General features: G+C 53.4%; 13 protein-coding genes and 1 tRNA gene. 11 read left to right on the top strand and 3 right to left on the bottom strand.

The genetic code is table 11. The features are described 5' to 3' along the window. The first annotated feature begins 82 nt into the window (after positions 1-82). Entirely contained in the window at positions 83-1,477 is a 1,395-nt protein-coding gene (locus JOE25_RS19095; RefSeq protein ID WP_209637906.1) for a carbohydrate porin, read from the top strand. 3 nt (positions 1,478-1,480) lie between these two features. Here the strand turns inward: JOE25_RS19095 and JOE25_RS19090 are convergent, their stop codons facing one another. After that, positions 1,481-2,080 (bottom strand): HD domain-containing protein, encoded by a 600-nt coding sequence (locus tag JOE25_RS19090; RefSeq protein WP_209637904.1) that lies wholly within the window; start codon positions 2,078-2,080, stop codon positions 1,481-1,483. Between the two features lie 109 nt (positions 2,081-2,189). Here JOE25_RS19090 and JOE25_RS19085 point away from each other — a divergent pair, with 109 nt between their 5' ends. The 7 genes from JOE25_RS19085 to JOE25_RS19055 all read left to right on the top strand — a co-directional run bounded on the left by JOE25_RS19085 (position 2,190) and on the right by JOE25_RS19055 (position 9,219). Then, complete coding sequence (locus JOE25_RS19085) at positions 2,190-2,654, top strand: MarR family transcriptional regulator (protein WP_209637902.1); 465 nt, start codon at positions 2,190-2,192, stop codon at positions 2,652-2,654. Positions 2,655-2,812: 158 nt separating this feature from the next. Further along, entirely contained in the window at positions 2,813-3,238 is a 426-nt protein-coding gene (locus JOE25_RS19080) for an organic hydroperoxide resistance protein (RefSeq protein ID WP_209637900.1), read from the top strand. A gap of 225 nt (positions 3,239-3,463) precedes the next feature. Further along, positions 3,464-5,158, top strand: coding sequence for a kdo(2)-lipid A phosphoethanolamine 7''-transferase (gene eptB / locus JOE25_RS19075; protein ID WP_209637898.1), 1,695 nt, complete (start codon positions 3,464-3,466; stop codon positions 5,156-5,158). 306 nt (positions 5,159-5,464) lie between these two features. Next, complete coding sequence (gene uhpA, locus JOE25_RS19070; RefSeq protein WP_209637896.1) at positions 5,465-6,055, top strand: transcriptional regulator UhpA; 591 nt, start codon at positions 5,465-5,467, stop codon at positions 6,053-6,055. After that, positions 6,055-7,596 carry a signal transduction histidine-protein kinase/phosphatase UhpB gene (gene uhpB, locus JOE25_RS19065; protein ID WP_209638128.1) on the top strand — a complete coding sequence of 514 codons (1,542 nt, stop codon included), beginning with the start codon at positions 6,055-6,057 and terminating at the stop codon, positions 7,594-7,596. The genes uhpA and uhpB overlap by 1 nt, the downstream gene beginning before the upstream one ends. A gap of 94 nt (positions 7,597-7,690) precedes the next feature. After that, the gene (locus tag JOE25_RS19060) at positions 7,691-9,022 is read left to right on the top strand and encodes an MFS transporter (protein ID WP_209637893.1); all 1,332 of its coding nucleotides are present in this window, start codon (positions 7,691-7,693) and stop codon (positions 9,020-9,022) included. A gap of 120 nt (positions 9,023-9,142) precedes the next feature. Beyond that, positions 9,143-9,219 (top strand) — tRNA-Pro (locus JOE25_RS19055). 53 nt (positions 9,220-9,272) lie between these two features. Here JOE25_RS19055 and JOE25_RS19050 read toward each other — a convergent pair. Together JOE25_RS19050 and JOE25_RS19045 are read right to left on the bottom strand one after the other, a co-directional pair. Then, positions 9,273-9,620, bottom strand: a complete 348-nt coding sequence (locus JOE25_RS19050) for a glycosyl transferase family 1 (protein WP_209637891.1) — start codon at positions 9,618-9,620, stop codon at positions 9,273-9,275. After that, on the bottom strand, positions 9,617-9,907 hold the full coding sequence (locus tag JOE25_RS19045; RefSeq protein WP_209637889.1) for a DUF6516 family protein: 291 nt from the start codon (positions 9,905-9,907) through the stop codon (positions 9,617-9,619). Before JOE25_RS19045 ends, JOE25_RS19050 begins: the two co-directional genes overlap by 4 nt. A gap of 375 nt (positions 9,908-10,282) precedes the next feature. Between JOE25_RS19045 and JOE25_RS19040 the strand changes: the two genes are divergently transcribed. The 3 genes from JOE25_RS19040 to dppB all read left to right on the top strand — a co-directional run bounded on the left by JOE25_RS19040 (position 10,283) and on the right by dppB (position 15,491). Then, positions 10,283-11,974, top strand: coding sequence for a glycosyl hydrolase family 18 protein (locus JOE25_RS19040; RefSeq protein ID WP_209637887.1), 1,692 nt, complete (start codon positions 10,283-10,285; stop codon positions 11,972-11,974). A gap of 720 nt (positions 11,975-12,694) precedes the next feature. Beyond that, complete coding sequence (dppA, locus tag JOE25_RS19035; RefSeq protein ID WP_209637885.1) at positions 12,695-14,302, top strand: dipeptide ABC transporter periplasmic-binding protein DppA; 1,608 nt, start codon at positions 12,695-12,697, stop codon at positions 14,300-14,302. Positions 14,303-14,471: 169 nt separating this feature from the next. Then, positions 14,472-15,491 carry a dipeptide ABC transporter permease DppB gene (dppB, locus tag JOE25_RS19030; RefSeq protein ID WP_209637883.1) on the top strand — a complete coding sequence of 340 codons (1,020 nt, stop codon included), beginning with the start codon at positions 14,472-14,474 and terminating at the stop codon, positions 15,489-15,491. The last annotated feature ends 9 nt before the right edge of the window (positions 15,492-15,500 follow it).

Genomic DNA, 15,500 nt, shown 5'->3' with positions numbered 1-15,500 from the left:
TAAGCTCCAGGGGACTCCCACGCTTGCCGCCTTGCTGAAATTCGAAATCCGTCGGGTATCAATATGTTGGAGAAATATAATAATGAAATACCCATTACCTCACTTTGTTACCCTCGCCGGGTTATTGCTGGCCTGCGCCGGCGCACAGGCCGAAACCTTGCAGTCAGCCAAAGACGTGGAGGCACCCACTGCCAAATGGCAAGGTGTCGCACTTGGCTTTGAACCGCCGCAGGCAGGGCTGTTGGGGGATATGTTAGGGATCAGGCCGATCCTGGAAGATCATGGTTTTCACTATAATCTGGGTTACCTCAGCCAGCTTTCTTATAACGCCGGCGGTGGATATAACCACGACAAGCAGGCTTCTTATATCGATCAGTTCTCGCTGACCTTCAGTCAGGATCTGCAGGCGCTGACGGGTATTCCGGATGCGGTAATTGAAGGCAATATCGTTAACCGCAACCATGATAACAACCTGACACGCGATCGCCTGCAGGATCCCCGCGTCAACCCGACCGATCTGTCGCAGGAAAGCTATGGCGGCCAGTCGATCACCCGGTTGGGTTGGCTGACCTTTAGCCGCAGTTTTCTCGATCGCCGGCTGCAATGGCGCATTGGCATGATGAACAAGGTGCAGGATTTCGATCAGATCATTCCCTGCGATTTCCAAACGTTGACCCTGTGCGGCGGCAAATCGGCCAACTCATTGACTTGGTATAACTGGAACGTCCACTACTGGGGCACCACCTTGCAATATAAACTGACCGATGGGCTGACCTTTAAAACCGGTGTGCTGGAGCAAAACCCGAGTGCCCCAAGCCGCAGCCATGCCTGGAGTTGGTCGACCAAGGGCAGCAAGGGCGTGTTGTTGCCGATGGAACTGGAATTGAAAACCAACGCGGTCAATCAGTTGCCGGGGGTCTACAATATTGGCGTGTTATTTACCAATGCCAGCCAGCAGGATTTGTATGAGGGAGCCTCTGGTGGCCCAGGGGCGAGCGATCCGAACGGCTATCGCAGCCATGATCGCACCTGGTTCCTGTACACCGGCTTTAACCAGCAGGTAACGCGCCACCCGGATGACGCTAATCGCGGTCTTAGCCTGTTCTACAGCCTGGGGCTGGCGGATCAGCGCTCCAACTATATGCATTACTCCACTTCGACCGGCATTCGTTATCGCGGGCTGTTTGATGCGCGCCCGGATGATTGGCTGGGCTTGGGCGTATCGATGGTCAAGCTGAGCAGCCATTATCAGGATAACCAGCGCTATTTGAATCAGATCAACAAGGCTACCGACTATAACGATCCCAACTATCACCCGGTACCGGGGCACTCAGTGACGGCGGAACTCTATTACCGCTTCAACGTCACTCCGTGGCTGCAGTTACAACCGGGGGTGCAATATTGGCACCATCCGGCGGGCGTCAACGAAACGCAAGATGCCTGGGTGACGGCGCTTAAAACGGTGGTGACTTTTTGACGGTTACGCCGCGTCACTTTCCCGGTAGCGCTGGCGCGTATGTTCGAACCAGCTCGCCGGGACGTTATGCGGCGGTAATTGCAGCTTTTGCAGCCCCTGTTCGACAATGTGGTGTGCTTGCTTCCACAGCGTCGGATCGCCTTCGGTCAGCACGTCCAGCAACCGCTGTTTTTCGATCAGGTAAGTCCGTGCAAAATGGCTATCGTATTCAAGCAGTGAGCGGGTGTTGTCGATCATATCTGCCAGTTTGATGGTTTTGGCCTCTGGAGAAGCCGTGGCGCTGTGGCGTCGATCGCGATTTTTGCGTTCGAAGCGGTTACCGCCGCCGGTGCTGCTGACGTTGGTCAGCATCGCAACCAGGGCGGCGACCTGCGGCCCAAAATGGCTTTCGATATCGCTGAGCGTTGTGGGTGTATCTTCTACCGTGTCGTGCAGCCAGGCCGCGGCCAGCATTTCTTCACTGTGCGGCACGCTACTGACAATTTCCATCACTGCCTGCGGGTGAACAATATAAGCGTCATTAGTATATTTTCGACGCTGATCAATCGCCGCATGCGCTTTAGTGGCGTAACGGCGTGCACGCTCTGCCAATGTGTTTGTCATGTCCATTCCCTCCACACAGCACTTTGCTGTGACATCCTCTGTTTTAAAAACGTAGCACAGGGTTTAAAAATAGCTTGCGATTACATCGTGTGCTACCTATATTCACAATATGAAAATCAAAGACGCCGAACAACCCCTTGCGAAAAACCTGCTGCTGCTCGATCAGCAGCTGTGTTTTGCCCTGTACTCCGCCAATCTGGCGCTGCACAAGGTGTATCGCAAACTGCTGAGCCAGCTTGAGCTCACCTATCCGCAATATTTGGTGATGCTGGTGCTGTGGGAACGGGACGAAGTCAGAGTCACGGACATTGGCGAGCGGCTGTTTCTCGATTCGGCAACGTTAACGCCATTGCTGAAACGGCTCGAGAGCTCAGGGCTGTTGGTGCGTTACCGTGCCACTGCCGACGAGCGGCAGGTGATCATCGCGTTGACCGATGCCGGGCGCGCGCTGCGTGAGAAAGCGCAGGCGGTGCCGGAAGCGGTGATGTGTGCCACCGATTGCAGCCTCGATGAAATCGTGAATATCAAGCAGCAGCTGGAAAAGCTGCGTGGCAAGTTGATCAATCAGATTTGACGACCGGTGCCAGACGCAGGATCGACAATCCTACGCTACACTGAGAATACGTGGTCAATATAAGTAGTGTGCGATTTAATCGCAAAAGATATACCTGTGACCGGATTCAGACAATGGGATCCGATGTCATGCCTCCAACCCAAAAGAAGGAATGATTTATGTCGATTGAAAAAGTTGTTTACCGCGCTCATGCCACAGCAACCGGTGGCCGCGATGGCCGTGCGACCTCATCCGACGGCGTGTTGGATGTCAAACTGGGCGTGCCGAAGGAAATGGGCGGTGCAGGCGGTGACGTCACCAACCCGGAACAGCTGTTTGCCGCCGGCTATTCGGCTTGCTTCCTGGGTGCGCTGAAGTTTGTCGCGGCGAAAGAAAAAGTGAAAATCCCGGCCGATGCCAAAATTGACGGCACCGTTGGCATTGGTGAAATCCCCAATGGGTTCGGTATCGAAGTACAACTGGATATTACTCTGCCGGGTATCGAGCGCAGTGTGGCGGAAGACCTGGTGAAAAAAGCCCATGTCGTTTGCCCCTATTCCAACGCTACCCGCGGCAATATTGATGTCACGCTGAACATTAAATAAGTCTCTTACCGATACCATTAAAAAATGGAGGGTTTAATCTCTCCATTTTTTGTTTTGCCCACGCCGGTTTCGTCTCACAAAAAGCAGCAAAAAATGCCTGCCATTTGAGAGTTCGCTTGATTATTACCCCCAAAATAGCGCTTATTGCCGAGCGGCTGAACCTGAGGCCACATTCAATGTCTGATTGATTCAGAACTGTTACAGTCCCCGGAGCCACCGCGTTAAATGAACAAAGTTAAATCGCTATCACAGCAGAATTTATCGTTATTGTTAGCGATCTATATCGGCATATTTTTAAACCTTTCCGTTTTTTATCGTCGCTTTGATTCGTTTTCACACGGCATTCAGGGGATTAAGGTTATTTCCGCGGTAACTGAGGTTATCGCCATCGTTCTATTCACCTTCTTTATTATGCGGCTGGTGTCGCTTGGCGGCCGGCTGTTCTACCGCATCACCGCTTCGTTGTTGGTTCTGATCTCCGTTGCGGCCAGTTATTACATGACGTTTTTTAACGTGGTGATTGGTTACGGCATTGTCGTTTCGGTGATGACCACGGATATCGATCTGTCTAAAGAAGTGGTTGGGATGCACTTTGTATTGTGGATGGTGGTGCTCAGTGCATTGCCGCTGCTGTGTATTTGGAAAAACAATCTGCGTTACACGCTGATTGAACAGCTAAAAACGCCTGGGCACCGAGTGAAGCCCTTGGTGGTGCTGGTGGCCGTGGTGGCACTCGTGTGGCTACCGCTGCGTATGCTGGACGACGAACAAAGTGCTCAGGAAAAAATCACCAATGTAGACCTGCCAAGTTACGGCGGCGTCGTGGCGCATTCCTATTTGCCATCCAACTGGCTGTCGGCGCTGGGGTTGTTTGCCTATACCCGTTACGACGAGAGCCAGGATCAGGCGACGCTGTTCGACCCGGCCAAAAATTTTACCTATGTGCCGCCAGCCGATATTGATGACACCTATGTCGTGTTTATCATTGGCGAAACCACGCGTTGGGATCACATGGGTATTCTTGGTTACGATCGTGACACCACCCCACGGCTGTCCAAAGAGAAAAATCTGGCGGCGTTCCGCGGTGAGTCCTGTGATACCGCCACCAAGCTTTCTCTGCGCTGTATGTTCGTGCGGGAAGGTGGAGCGGCCGATAATCCGCAACGTACCCTGAAAGAACAAAACGTGTTTGCGGTACTGAAGGAGCTGGGTTTCACTTCAGAGTTGTTCGCCATGCAGAGCGAGGTTTGGTTCTACAACAATACCGAAGTTAACAACTATTCGTTCCGCGAGATGATTGCCTCCGAGAAACGTAACGACGGTAAATCGGTTGACGATATGTTGCTGGTGGATGAAATGAAGGAGTCGCTGGCCCGCTATCCAAAGGGCAAACACATGGTGATCCTGCACACCAAAGGCTCACATTATCTCTATTCCCAACGTTATCCACGTAGCTATGCGCGCTATCAGCCTGAGTGTATCGGCGTCGATGACTTCTGTTCCAAGGATCAATTGATCAACGCCTTCGATAACTCGGTACTGTATACCGACAGCTTTATCGCTAACGTGATTGATCAGGTGCGGGAGAAGAAGGCGATTGTGTTCTATTCGTCCGATCACGGTGAATCGATTGGCGAGAACTCGCACCTGCATGGCACGCCGCGTGAAATGGCCCCACCGGAGCAGTTCCGCGTGCCAATGATGGTGTGGGCGTCTGACAAGTTCCTGGAAGACCCGCAGCATCGCAGTGCATTTGAGCAATTGCAGGCTCAACAGCGTGTTGGCAAGACACATCGCCATGTCGAGCTGTTCGATACCATTCTCGGCTGCCTCGGTTACACCTCGCCAAACGGCGGCATCGTGGCGAAAAACAACTGGTGTAATATTCCTCAGGACAAAACGCCGGCAACACCGCTGTAACCTCTACAATACCGGGCGCGCACAGCGCCCGGTAAAATCTGTTAATACCTTTCCTTCATCAATTAATCCGGCTCAGGCTTGCGGTATATACCCGTCATCTTTCACGTTGCAGCGTTCAAATCTATTCCCGACAGATTTGTCGTTCACCCCAGTTACTGTAGGAGGCGAATAAATTCGCCCCGATTAATGCGGGCGCAGCATGCGGCGCCCCTACAATACCTGGGGATGAACGAGCTGTGCGCCTAGCTGCAACTTGAAAGCTATAGGGTATACTTGGGCACTTTCCCCCTCGAACTGGAGATTTCCATGACCTTGCGCGTGGCGTTTATTGACGATCATGACATTGTGCGATCGGGCTTTGTGCAACTGTTGTCGCTGGAGGCGGACATTCAAGTGGTCGGGGAATTCAGCAGCGCGACGCAGGCACGTGCCGGTTTGCCGGGTTTGGAGGCGGAGATCTGCATTTGTGACATTTCGATGCCGGACGGCAGCGGGCTGGATTTATTGGCGGATATTCCCTCCGGTATTTGCGTGGTGATGCTGTCGATGCATGATAACCCGGCGCTGGTGGAAATGGCCCTGGAACGCGGTGCCTGTGGTTTTTTGTCCAAGCGCTGTAAGCCAGAAGACCTGATCACCGCGGTGCGCACCGTCGCCAGTGGGGGCGTATACCTGATGCCTGAAATTGCCCAGCAGTTGGCGCGAGTCAAGGTCGATCCCCTGACGCGTCGCGAACGTGAAATCGCGCTGTTGCTGGCGCAGGGACAAGAGGTGCGGGAAATTGCTGCGGCGTTGGGATTATCGCCGAAAACGGTACACGTACACCGCGCCAATCTGTTTGCCAAGTTGGGCATTAACAATAATGTCGAACTGGCGAAGCGGATGCTAAACCTGTGATGCAGCGCCTGATTACCCAACTGGCGCTGTTTTTTATCTATGCCACCAGTGCATTTTGCCTGTGGGGTATCGGCACGGCGCTAATCGATCCGCCGTGGCAGGCGCTGTTGTTATTCCCGTTTGGCCTGCGCATGGGCATTCTGCTGCAAAGCCCTTACCGCTTCTGGCCGGGTATTTTGCTGGCTGACTTACTGCTGATGGTGTTGTTGGCGGATCAATTCGGTTACGGGCCGGCGCTGTGGGCCTCGGTCGTGGTACTGGTGTTGACGGTACTGCTCAGCCTGGTGGCTTCCCCTTGGTTGCTGCGGCATCAACAAAGTGACAGCGAATGGCAATGGCCGCTGATGCAGGGGGCGGTGGTAGCGGCTGCCGCATTGCTGCAGGCGTTGGTGTGGCAGGTGGTTAACGGTGAAGGTGCCCGTGCGCTGTTGCTTGGGTTGGCGGGCGGTTTCACTATTGCCCCGACCTGTCTGTTGCTGTGGCATTATCTGGCGCGGCAGATCTGGGTACCGCTCGAGCCGGGCCTGATCCATAAACCTGTGACCTTGCGGCTGCGCCATCTGGCCAGCTATTTGCTGTTGTTCGCACTCAGTATCTGGCTGCAACAGCAGGTGAACGCCGCCGAACTGCGCCGATTCGCGCCGTTTTGTCTGGCCATCCCGATCGTTTTTATGTCCTATCGCTATGGCTGGCAGGGGGCGCTGCTGGCGACGCTGCTCAACGGTGTGGTGCTGGTGGCCAACGAGCCGCCTCAACCGGAATCGCATCGCGATCTGTTGCTGTCGCTATTGGCCCAGAGTCTCACCGGTTTGCTGCTCGGCGCGGGGATACAGCGCCAACGAGAGCTAAATCAACAACTCCGTTTGCGCTTGGCAGAGAACCGTCAACTGGCACGCGCGTTGGTGACAGCGGAAGAGCAGACTCGGCGTGAGGTTGCGCGGGAGCTACACGACGAAGTCGGGCAAACTATCACCGTGATCCGTACCCAAGCCAGTATTATCAAGCGTCTGGCGCCGCAGCCGCAGGTCATTGGCTGTGCCGAGGCGATAGATACGTTGGCGCTGCGGGTGTATGACGGCGTCCACGACGTACTGACGCAATTGTGGCCCGCTGCGCTGAATAATCTGCCGCTGTCGGCGGCGGTCGCGGCAATGCTGCGTGAGTCGTTGCCGCAAGATACGTCGTTGGTGAGTACGATGCAGTGGCAGGTACCGGATGCGTTGCTGGATGAAACGCTGAAAATTACCCTGTATCGGGTCTGCCAAGAGGGGGTGACTAACGTCTGCCGCCATGCCGCCGCCAGCCGCATTGAGCTGGATGCACATCTTCGCCATCGTAAAGGGCAACCACCGCAAATCTTGCTGACCATTCGCGATAACGGCATCGGTATCGATTTGGCCAATCATGAGCCGGGCTATGGTCTGCGCGGTATGCAAGAGCGTATCAGCGCACTGGGTGGCAGCCTGCGACTGACGTCGGAGAGCGGCACCTGTTTGAATGTGATCTTACCCACAGTTTCAGCGGCAGAAGGGCAAAACTAGGAAATACTCTTAGCCGCGTCGGGAATCCGGCGTACGTCATTTACGCGCGCGCGCAGCATGATAGCGGCACTTTTCCTATTCTCTGAGGTTTCACATGTGGTCTTTCCTTAAAAGCCGCCAGGATGTGCCGCCGGTTACCGATCAAAAACAGATCGATGCCAGCTATAAATACTGGCGTATCCAACTGATGTGGACGATGTACATCGGTTATGCCGCGTTTTACTTTACGCGCAAAAGCTTCAACTTCATCATGCCGGCGATGCTGAGCGATCTTGGGCTGACGATGTCCGATGTCGGCATCCTTGGCACGCTGTTTTACATCACCTACGGCTGTTCGAAATTTATCTCAGGCATGATCAGCGATCGTTCCAACCCGCGTTATTTTATGGGATTGGGCCTGATCATGACCGGCATACTCAATATTTTCTTCGGACTTAGCTCTTCGTTGCTGATGCTGGGTACGCTGTGGATCCTCAACGCCTTCTTCCAGGGCTGGGGCTGGCCGCCATGCTCCAAAATTCTTACCAGCTGGTACTCCCGCTCCGAGCGCGGCGGCTGGTGGGCGATTTGGAACACCTCGCACAACTTTGGTGGCGCACTGATCCCCCTGCTGGTCGGCTTTATCTCGCTGCACTTCAGCTGGCGCTACGGCATGATTATTCCGGGCATCATCGGTGTGGTGTTGGGGCTGTTGATGTGCTGGCGCCTACGCGACAAGCCGTCCACCATGGGGTTGCCTAGCGTCGGTAAGTGGCGTAACGACGCCATGGAGCTGGTGCAAGAATCGGAAGGCCAGGGGCTGAGCAACCGGGAAATCGTCAAGCGTTACGTGTTGACCAACAAATACATCTGGCTGCTGGCGGTCTCTTACGTCCTGGTGTACATCGTGCGTACCGCCATCAACGACTGGGGTAATCTGTACCTGACGCAGGAAAAAGGCTATTCGCTGATGACCGCCAACTCGGCCATCTCTCTGTTTGAAGTGGGCGGCTTTATTGGCTCGCTGGTGGCGGGCTGGGGGTCTGACAAACTGTTCCGCGGTAACCGTGGGCCAATGAACCTGATTTTCGCTATCGGTATCTTCCTGTCAGTCGCCGCGTTGTGGCTCATGCCGGGTGTGACCTTCCTGCTGCAGGCTGCCTGCTTCTTTGCCATCGGCTTCTTCATCTTTGGCCCGCAGATGCTGATCGGTATGGCGGCGGCGGAATGTTCGCACAAGGACGCTGCTGGCGCGGCAACCGGCTTTGTTGGCCTGTTTGCCTATCTGGGTGCGGCGTTGTCCGGTTATCCGATTGCCCGGATCATGGAAATTTGGCACTGGAACGGTTTCTTCGTGGTGATCTCAATCGCCGCCTGTTTGTCAGCGCTGTTCCTGCTGCCGTTCTTGCGCGCCCAATCACCGGCGTTGAAAACCGCGCAGGCGTAACGTCAAAGCGCGGTACAGGGCTCTGTACTGCGCTTTATGCCGCTTTTATCACCACTTGATTGGCCGGGGCAAGAAAGTGATTGACGCGTATTATCGTCAGCAGTAAGATGCGCCCCGCATCGGCGAGTAGCGCAGCTTGGTAGCGCAACTGGTTTGGGACCAGTGGGTCGGAGGTTCGAATCCTCTCTCGCCGACCACATTCGAAAACCTGCTTTAAAAAGCAGGTTTTTTTTCGTCTGTTATTTGTCCTTCAGGCCGCTTTGCCGACCACGAAGTCAAAATGGATTTCGTCATAGGGGAAAATGACACCCCGTTCGCTTTTATCTACAATACCGCAGCCTAACAGAGCTTGTAGATCGGTATGCACCGCTTTCACATCCCGTTTAACGCGGCGCGCCACTTCTCTAATAGAAAGTTTGCCACTGCCGGTCATGGTATGCAGGATTTGCATTTTCTTAGGCGATAGGGTTTTCCACAGACTTTCCCAATCTAAAAATGTGATGTAGCTTCCCTGCTGCTGTTTATTACCCTGTAGGGCCTCTTCCATATTGCGTTGAACATTCTCAAGAGAAGCTACCCGGATGGTGACTCTATTCATTCCTTTTCTCCTCTTAGTTGCGCCACTTCACTGAAGAAACTTCGCTTCAATGCCAAGGGATGGGTAAACGTAATCGGCTGTTCTGTATTGCCCAAATGTTTGTGATCGCCTTTACCTGCCTCATTGTCATAACGTAAACGGCAAATGCCTTCTTTTACATAGGCAAACCTGTACTTATAGTGATGAGTACTACCCTGAACGGGTGGCTCGACATGCCAAATAACCAGCTGTATGAATTCATTATTTGTTAGCTGAATCTTGTCCTGATAGATCAATCGAGAAGGCACTTCCGTCTCCTTCATGTTGTTTAAAATAACCGCACATTTCGGGTGTTGTCAATGATGACAACACTGGTTGGGTGAAAAATAGTTGTCCTTTCCCTGTAATTAATTCACATTCCTTATTCCTATTGGCAGCAGTTATTCATTATTAAATAAATTCATCGCTGATTAATAAAACCCGGTTGATAGCCATCTTGTTTTAACGATTATTTTATCTATAGTCTGAATGCACAACGCGAGAATGATAATTCCCGCTGCGTGAAAAGATGCGTTTTTATTTACTTTAATCGGCCAGGATTATTGCGGGATTGTTTTGCTCCGATAATGGGCGGCCGTCATTAAATAGTTTACGTTTATCCTCTCGGAATAAAGGAATCAGTTATGCGCAAATTTAATAAACCTCTGTTGGCACTGTTGATCGGCAGCACGCTCTGCTCTGCTGCCCAGGCCGCCGCACCGGGCAAACCGACGTTGGCCTGGGGCAATACCAAGTTCGCCATTGTCGAGGTCGATCAGGCTGCGACGGCTTATAATAATCTGGTGAAGGTAAAAAATGCCGCTGATGTTTCTGTTTCATGGAATTTATGGAATGGCGATACCGGTACTACGGCAAAAGTCTTATTAAATGGCAAAGAAGTTTGGAGCGGTGCCTCAACCGGCGCTTCAGGTACGGCAAACTTTAAGGTGAATAAAGGTGGCCGTTATCAAATGCAGGTAGCCTTATGCAATGCCGATGGTTGTACCGCCAGTGACGCAACCGAAATTGTTGTGGCCGATACCGACGGCAGTCATTTGGCTCCCTTAAAAGAACCGCTGTTGGAAAAAAATAAGCCTTATAAGCAAGACTCCGGGAAAGTGGTCGGTTCTTATTTTGTTGAATGGGGCGTTTACGGCCGTAATTTCACCGTCGATAAATTGCCGGCGCAAAACCTGACGCATTTGCTGTATGGGTTTATCCCGATCTGTGGCGGTGATGGCATCAACGACAGTCTGAAAGAGATCGAAGGCAGTTTCCAGGCGTTGCAGCGTTCCTGCCAGGGCCGTGAAGACTTTAAAGTGTCGATCCACGATCCGTTCGCGGCGCTGCAGAAAGGTCAAAAGGGCGTTACCGCCTGGGATGACCCCTACAAAGGGAACTTTGGTCAGTTGATGGCGCTGAAGCAGGCGCGTCCAGACCTGAAAATCCTGCCATCGATCGGCGGCTGGACACTGTCTGACCCATTCTTCTTCATGGGCGACAAGGTGAAGCGCGATCGTTTCGTCGGCTCGGTGAAGGAGTTCCTGCAAACCTGGAAGTTCTTTGACGGTGTGGATATCGACTGGGAATTCCCGGGCGGACAGGGTGCTAACCCGAAACTGGGCAATGCGCAGGATGGGGCGACCTATGTGCAATTGATGAAAGAGCTGCGGGCCATGCTGGACCAGCTTTCGGCAGAAACCGGTCGCAAGTATGAACTGACCTCTGCCATCAGCGCCGGCAAGGACAAGATCGACAAGGTAGATTACAACACCGCACAGAACTCGATGGACCACATCTTCCTGATGAGCTACGACTTCTATGGCGCGTTCGATCTGAAAAACCTGGGCCACCAGACGGCACTGAAAGCACCATCCTGGAAACCGGATACGGCATATACCACGGTGAATGGCGTTAATGCGCTGCTGACGCAGGGTGTGAAGCCGGGCAAAATCGTCGTGGGTACGGCCATGTATGGCCGTGGCTGGACCGGTGTGAATGGCTACCAGAACAACATTCCGTTCACTGGCACCGCGACCGGTCCGGTAAAAGGGACCTGGGAAAATGGCATCGTGGATTATCGCCAAATCGCCAATCAGTACATGAGCGGTGAATGGCAGTACAGCTACGACGCCACCGCCGAAGCGCCTTACGTGTTCAAACCTTCAACGGGCGATTTGATCACGTTCGACGATGCACGCTCGGTGCAGGCAAAGGGCAAGTATGTGTTGGATAAGCAGTTGGGTGGGTTGTTCTCTTGGGAGATTGACGCTGACAACGGCGACATTCTGAACAACATGAATAGCAGCCTGGGCAACAGTGCTGGCACGCCATAAATCGGTTGTACGACGTTGCCGGGGGATATTTCTTTGCCCCCGGCTTTTTGGTAGAGGAAAGTTTTTTTACGGCGCAGTGATTGTGGCGTCTCTTCGATTAAAAAGTGCGGGAATGCCTCACCCTTTCGGGTAAGGAATCAGCATTTCATCCTGTCTTTAACGCCGATCACAAAAATAACCGTTCAGATATTCATCATTCAGCAACAAACTTTTTCCGTTTTTTATCGGAGTTAAACACCAGTAACTTTCAGGCATGTAGCCTATCGAACTAAAAATAACCGCATAGCATAATTTTTAATGCTGTAACTGTTAAAGAAAGGTTTTTTTTATGTTTGTTTGCTGTTTCTCACAGTCTGTGTAAATCCCTACTGGTTATATTGACGACACCCCAAACAGTTGGCAATTTGGTAGCCTCAGGGGTAAGAGCGAGAGTTGTTTGAGTGAATTCCACGCGCTCAGACGCCCCCACCGGGATACGTTCCACCCGGCTCTCTCGAGCAATTATCCCTTCCAGCCTTCGGGCACTGACTGCACAGGCCGCGCAATAAAAAATACAGGCTCTGGCGGTAATTACCCAATAGCTTTCGAGCTGCAGCAAGGCGGCAATCGAATGAATCCCCGGGAGCTTAGTTGACTGGGGTGAGAGAGCGCAGACAACGCCGCAGCAGTTTGAAAGATGCAGGGTATACACACATCACATCACATAATGGAGCACTCGCGATGACAAGTTCCTTGGGAAAAACAGGGATTCTGAAATTCGGTATCGGGCTGATTGCGCTGACCGTTGCGGCCAGCGTGCAAGCCAAGACGTTGGTTTACTGTTCTGAAGGTTCCCCGGAAGGGTTTAACCCGCAGTTGTTCACCTCGGGTACCACCTATGACGCCAGCTCGGTGCCAATTTACAACCGTCTGGTCGAATTCAAAATCGGTACCACCGAACTGCAGCCGGGCCTGGCTGAAAAATGGGACGTTAGCGAAGACGGCAAAGTCTACACCTTCCACCTGCGTAAAGGCGTGAAGTGGCAGAGCAGCAAAGACTTCAAGCCGACCCGTGACTTCAACGCCGACGACGTGGTGTTCTCCTTCGAACGCCAGTTGGACGCGAATAATGCCTATCACAAAGTCTCCGGCGGCAGCTATGAGTACTTTGAAGGCATGGACATGCCGAAGCTGATCGCCAAAATCGAAAAAGTGGATGATTCCACCGTGCGCTTCGTGCTGAACCGTCCGGAAGCGCCGTTCCTGGCTGATCTGGGCATGGACTTCGCTTCCATTCTGTCTGCCGAATACGCCGATGTGATGATGAAGGCCGGCACGCCAGAGAAAGTCGACCTGAATCCTATCGGCACCGGTCCGTTCCAACTGCTGCAATACCAGAAAGACTCCAAAATTCTGTATAAGGCCTTCGACGGTTTCTGGGGCACCAAGCCGAAAATCGATCGTTTAGTGTTCTCCATCACGCCTGACGCTTCAGTGCGTTACGCCAAGCTGCAGAAAAACGAATGCCAGGTCATGCCGTTCCCGAATCCGGCGGATATCGCACGCATGAAGCAGGACAAAACCATCAACCTGATGGAACAACCGGGGCTGAACGTGGGCTACCTGTCGTTCAACGTTGAGAAAAAACCGCTGGATAACCTGAAAGTGCGTCAGGCGCTGACCCTGGCCGTCAACAAGCAGGCGATCATCGATGCGGTGTATCAGGGTGCAGGCCAGGCGGCTAAAAACCTGATCCCACCGACCATGTGGGGCTATAACGACGCGGTGAAAGATTACACCTACGATCCGGTCAAGGCCAAAGAGCTGTTGAAAGAAGCGGGCATGGCAGACGGTTTCTCCATCGATCTGTGGGCGATGCCGGTACAACGTCCGTACAACCCGAACGCACGTCGCATGGCAGAAATGATCCAGAACGACTGGGCGAAAATCGGCGTGAAAGCCAAAATCGTGACCTATGAGTGGGGTGAATACCTCAAGCGCGCTAAAGCGGGCGAACATCAGACGGTGATGATGGGCTGGACCGGCGACAATGGGGATCCGGACAACTTCTTCGCCACGCTGTTTAGCTGTGCCGCAGCGAAGGACGGCTCCAACTATTCTCGCTGGTGCTACAAGCCGTTTGAAGATCTGATCCAACCGGCGCGCGCCGAATCGAACCACGAAAAACGTGTAGAACTTTACAAGCAAGCTCAGGTAGTGATGCACGATCAGGCTCCGGCACTGATTGTCGCCCACTCCACCGTGTACGAGCCAGTGCGTAAGGAAGTGAAGGGCTACGTCGTGGATCCGCTTGGTAAGCATCACTTTGAGAATGTCTCTCTAGATTAATTCTGACCGTTCAGTCGGCGACACACGAATGGACTTGGCAGGGGCGCAACAGGTTGCGCTCCTGCTGAGCAGTCTCCGGCGTACGGCATCAGGGTTTTTCAAAGTGTGTGAGCTTTAATAAGCCTGGCGGACGATGAGCTGCCGGGCATTGATACAGAGAGTTCGGGATATGTTGCAGTTCATACTCCGACGTTTGGGGTTAGTTATCCCAACGTTTATCGGCATCACTTTGCTGACTTTTGCATTCGTCCATATGATCCCGGGTGACCCGGTGACCATCATGGCCGGGGAACGCGGGATCTCCGCAGAACGCCATGCACAGCTGATGGCGGAAATGGGGCTGGATAAACCGCTCTATCAACAGTATTTCACTTACGTATCCAACGTATTGCATGGTGACCTGGGTACGTCCCTCAAAAGCCGTATTTCCGTATGGGAAGAGTTTGTCCCGCGTTTTAAAGCGACGTTGGAACTCGGCGTCTGCGCGATGCTTTTCGCCGTGCTGGTCGGGATCCCGGTGGGGGTACTGGCGGCGGTCAGGCGAGGCTCGATATTCGATCATACCGCAGTGGGCATTTCACTGACCGGCTATTCGATGCCGATTTTCTGGTGGGGCATGATGCTGATCATGCTGGTGTCGGTGCAGTTAAACCTGACGCCGGTCTCGGGACGGGTCAGCGACACGGTGTTCCTGGACGATACCTTGCCGTTAACCGGTTTTATGCTGATCGACACCCTGATCTGGGGCCAGCCTGGCGACTTCATTGATGCTGTGATGCACATGATTCTGCCGGCTATCGTATTGGGTACCATTCCTCTGGCCGTTATCGTGCGTATGACCCGCTCCTCAATGCTGGAAGTGCTCGGCGAAGACTACATCCGTACCGCGCGTGCGAAAGGTGTGAGCCGCATGCGAGTGATTGTGGTGCATGCGCTCCGTAATGCCTTGTTGCCGGTAGTGACGGTGATCGGTCTGCAGGTCGGTACGATGCTCGCCGGTGCGATTCTGACGGAGACCATCTTCTCCTGGCCGGGGCTGGGGCGTTGGCTGATGGATGCGCTGCAACGTCGCGACTATCCGGTCGTTCAGGGCGGCGTATTGCTGGTCGCCTGTATGATTATTCTGGTTAACCTGCTGGTAGATGTGCTCTACGGCGTGGTCAACCCGCGTATTCGCCACAAGAAATAAGGGGCGCTC

It is taken from the genome of Serratia sp. PL17, from assembly GCF_017832355.1.
Taxonomy (GTDB): domain Bacteria; phylum Pseudomonadota; class Gammaproteobacteria; order Enterobacterales; family Enterobacteriaceae; genus Serratia.
The sequence above is the reverse complement of the archived record's forward strand: the minus strand, read 5'-3'. Positions and strand labels throughout refer to the sequence as shown.

Bases quoted from the DNA above. Each gene is read 5' to 3' on its own strand.
- uhpA (WP_209637896.1), top strand. From the start codon at position 5,465: ATGACCTTGCGCGTGGCGTTTATTGACGATCATGACATTGTGCGATCG.
- uhpB (WP_209638128.1), top strand. From the start codon at position 6,055: ATGCAGCGCCTGATTACCCAACTGGCGCTGTTTTTTATCTATGCCACC.
- dppB (WP_209637883.1), top strand. From the start codon at position 14,472: ATGTTGCAGTTCATACTCCGACGTTTGGGGTTAGTTATCCCAACGTTT.
- JOE25_RS19080 (WP_209637900.1), top strand. From the start codon at position 2,813: ATGTCGATTGAAAAAGTTGTTTACCGCGCTCATGCCACAGCAACCGGT.
- JOE25_RS19060 (WP_209637893.1), top strand. From the start codon at position 7,691: ATGTGGTCTTTCCTTAAAAGCCGCCAGGATGTGCCGCCGGTTACCGAT.
- JOE25_RS19090 (WP_209637904.1), bottom strand. From the start codon at position 2,080: ATGACAAACACATTGGCAGAGCGTGCACGCCGTTACGCCACTAAAGCG.
- JOE25_RS19040 (WP_209637887.1), top strand. From the start codon at position 10,283: ATGCGCAAATTTAATAAACCTCTGTTGGCACTGTTGATCGGCAGCACG.
- JOE25_RS19085 (WP_209637902.1), top strand. From the start codon at position 2,190: ATGAAAATCAAAGACGCCGAACAACCCCTTGCGAAAAACCTGCTGCTG.
- JOE25_RS19050 (WP_209637891.1), bottom strand. From the start codon at position 9,620: ATGAATAGAGTCACCATCCGGGTAGCTTCTCTTGAGAATGTTCAACGC.
- dppA (WP_209637885.1), top strand. From the start codon at position 12,695: ATGACAAGTTCCTTGGGAAAAACAGGGATTCTGAAATTCGGTATCGGG.
- JOE25_RS19095 (WP_209637906.1), top strand. From the start codon at position 83: ATGAAATACCCATTACCTCACTTTGTTACCCTCGCCGGGTTATTGCTG.
- eptB (WP_209637898.1), top strand. From the start codon at position 3,464: ATGAACAAAGTTAAATCGCTATCACAGCAGAATTTATCGTTATTGTTA.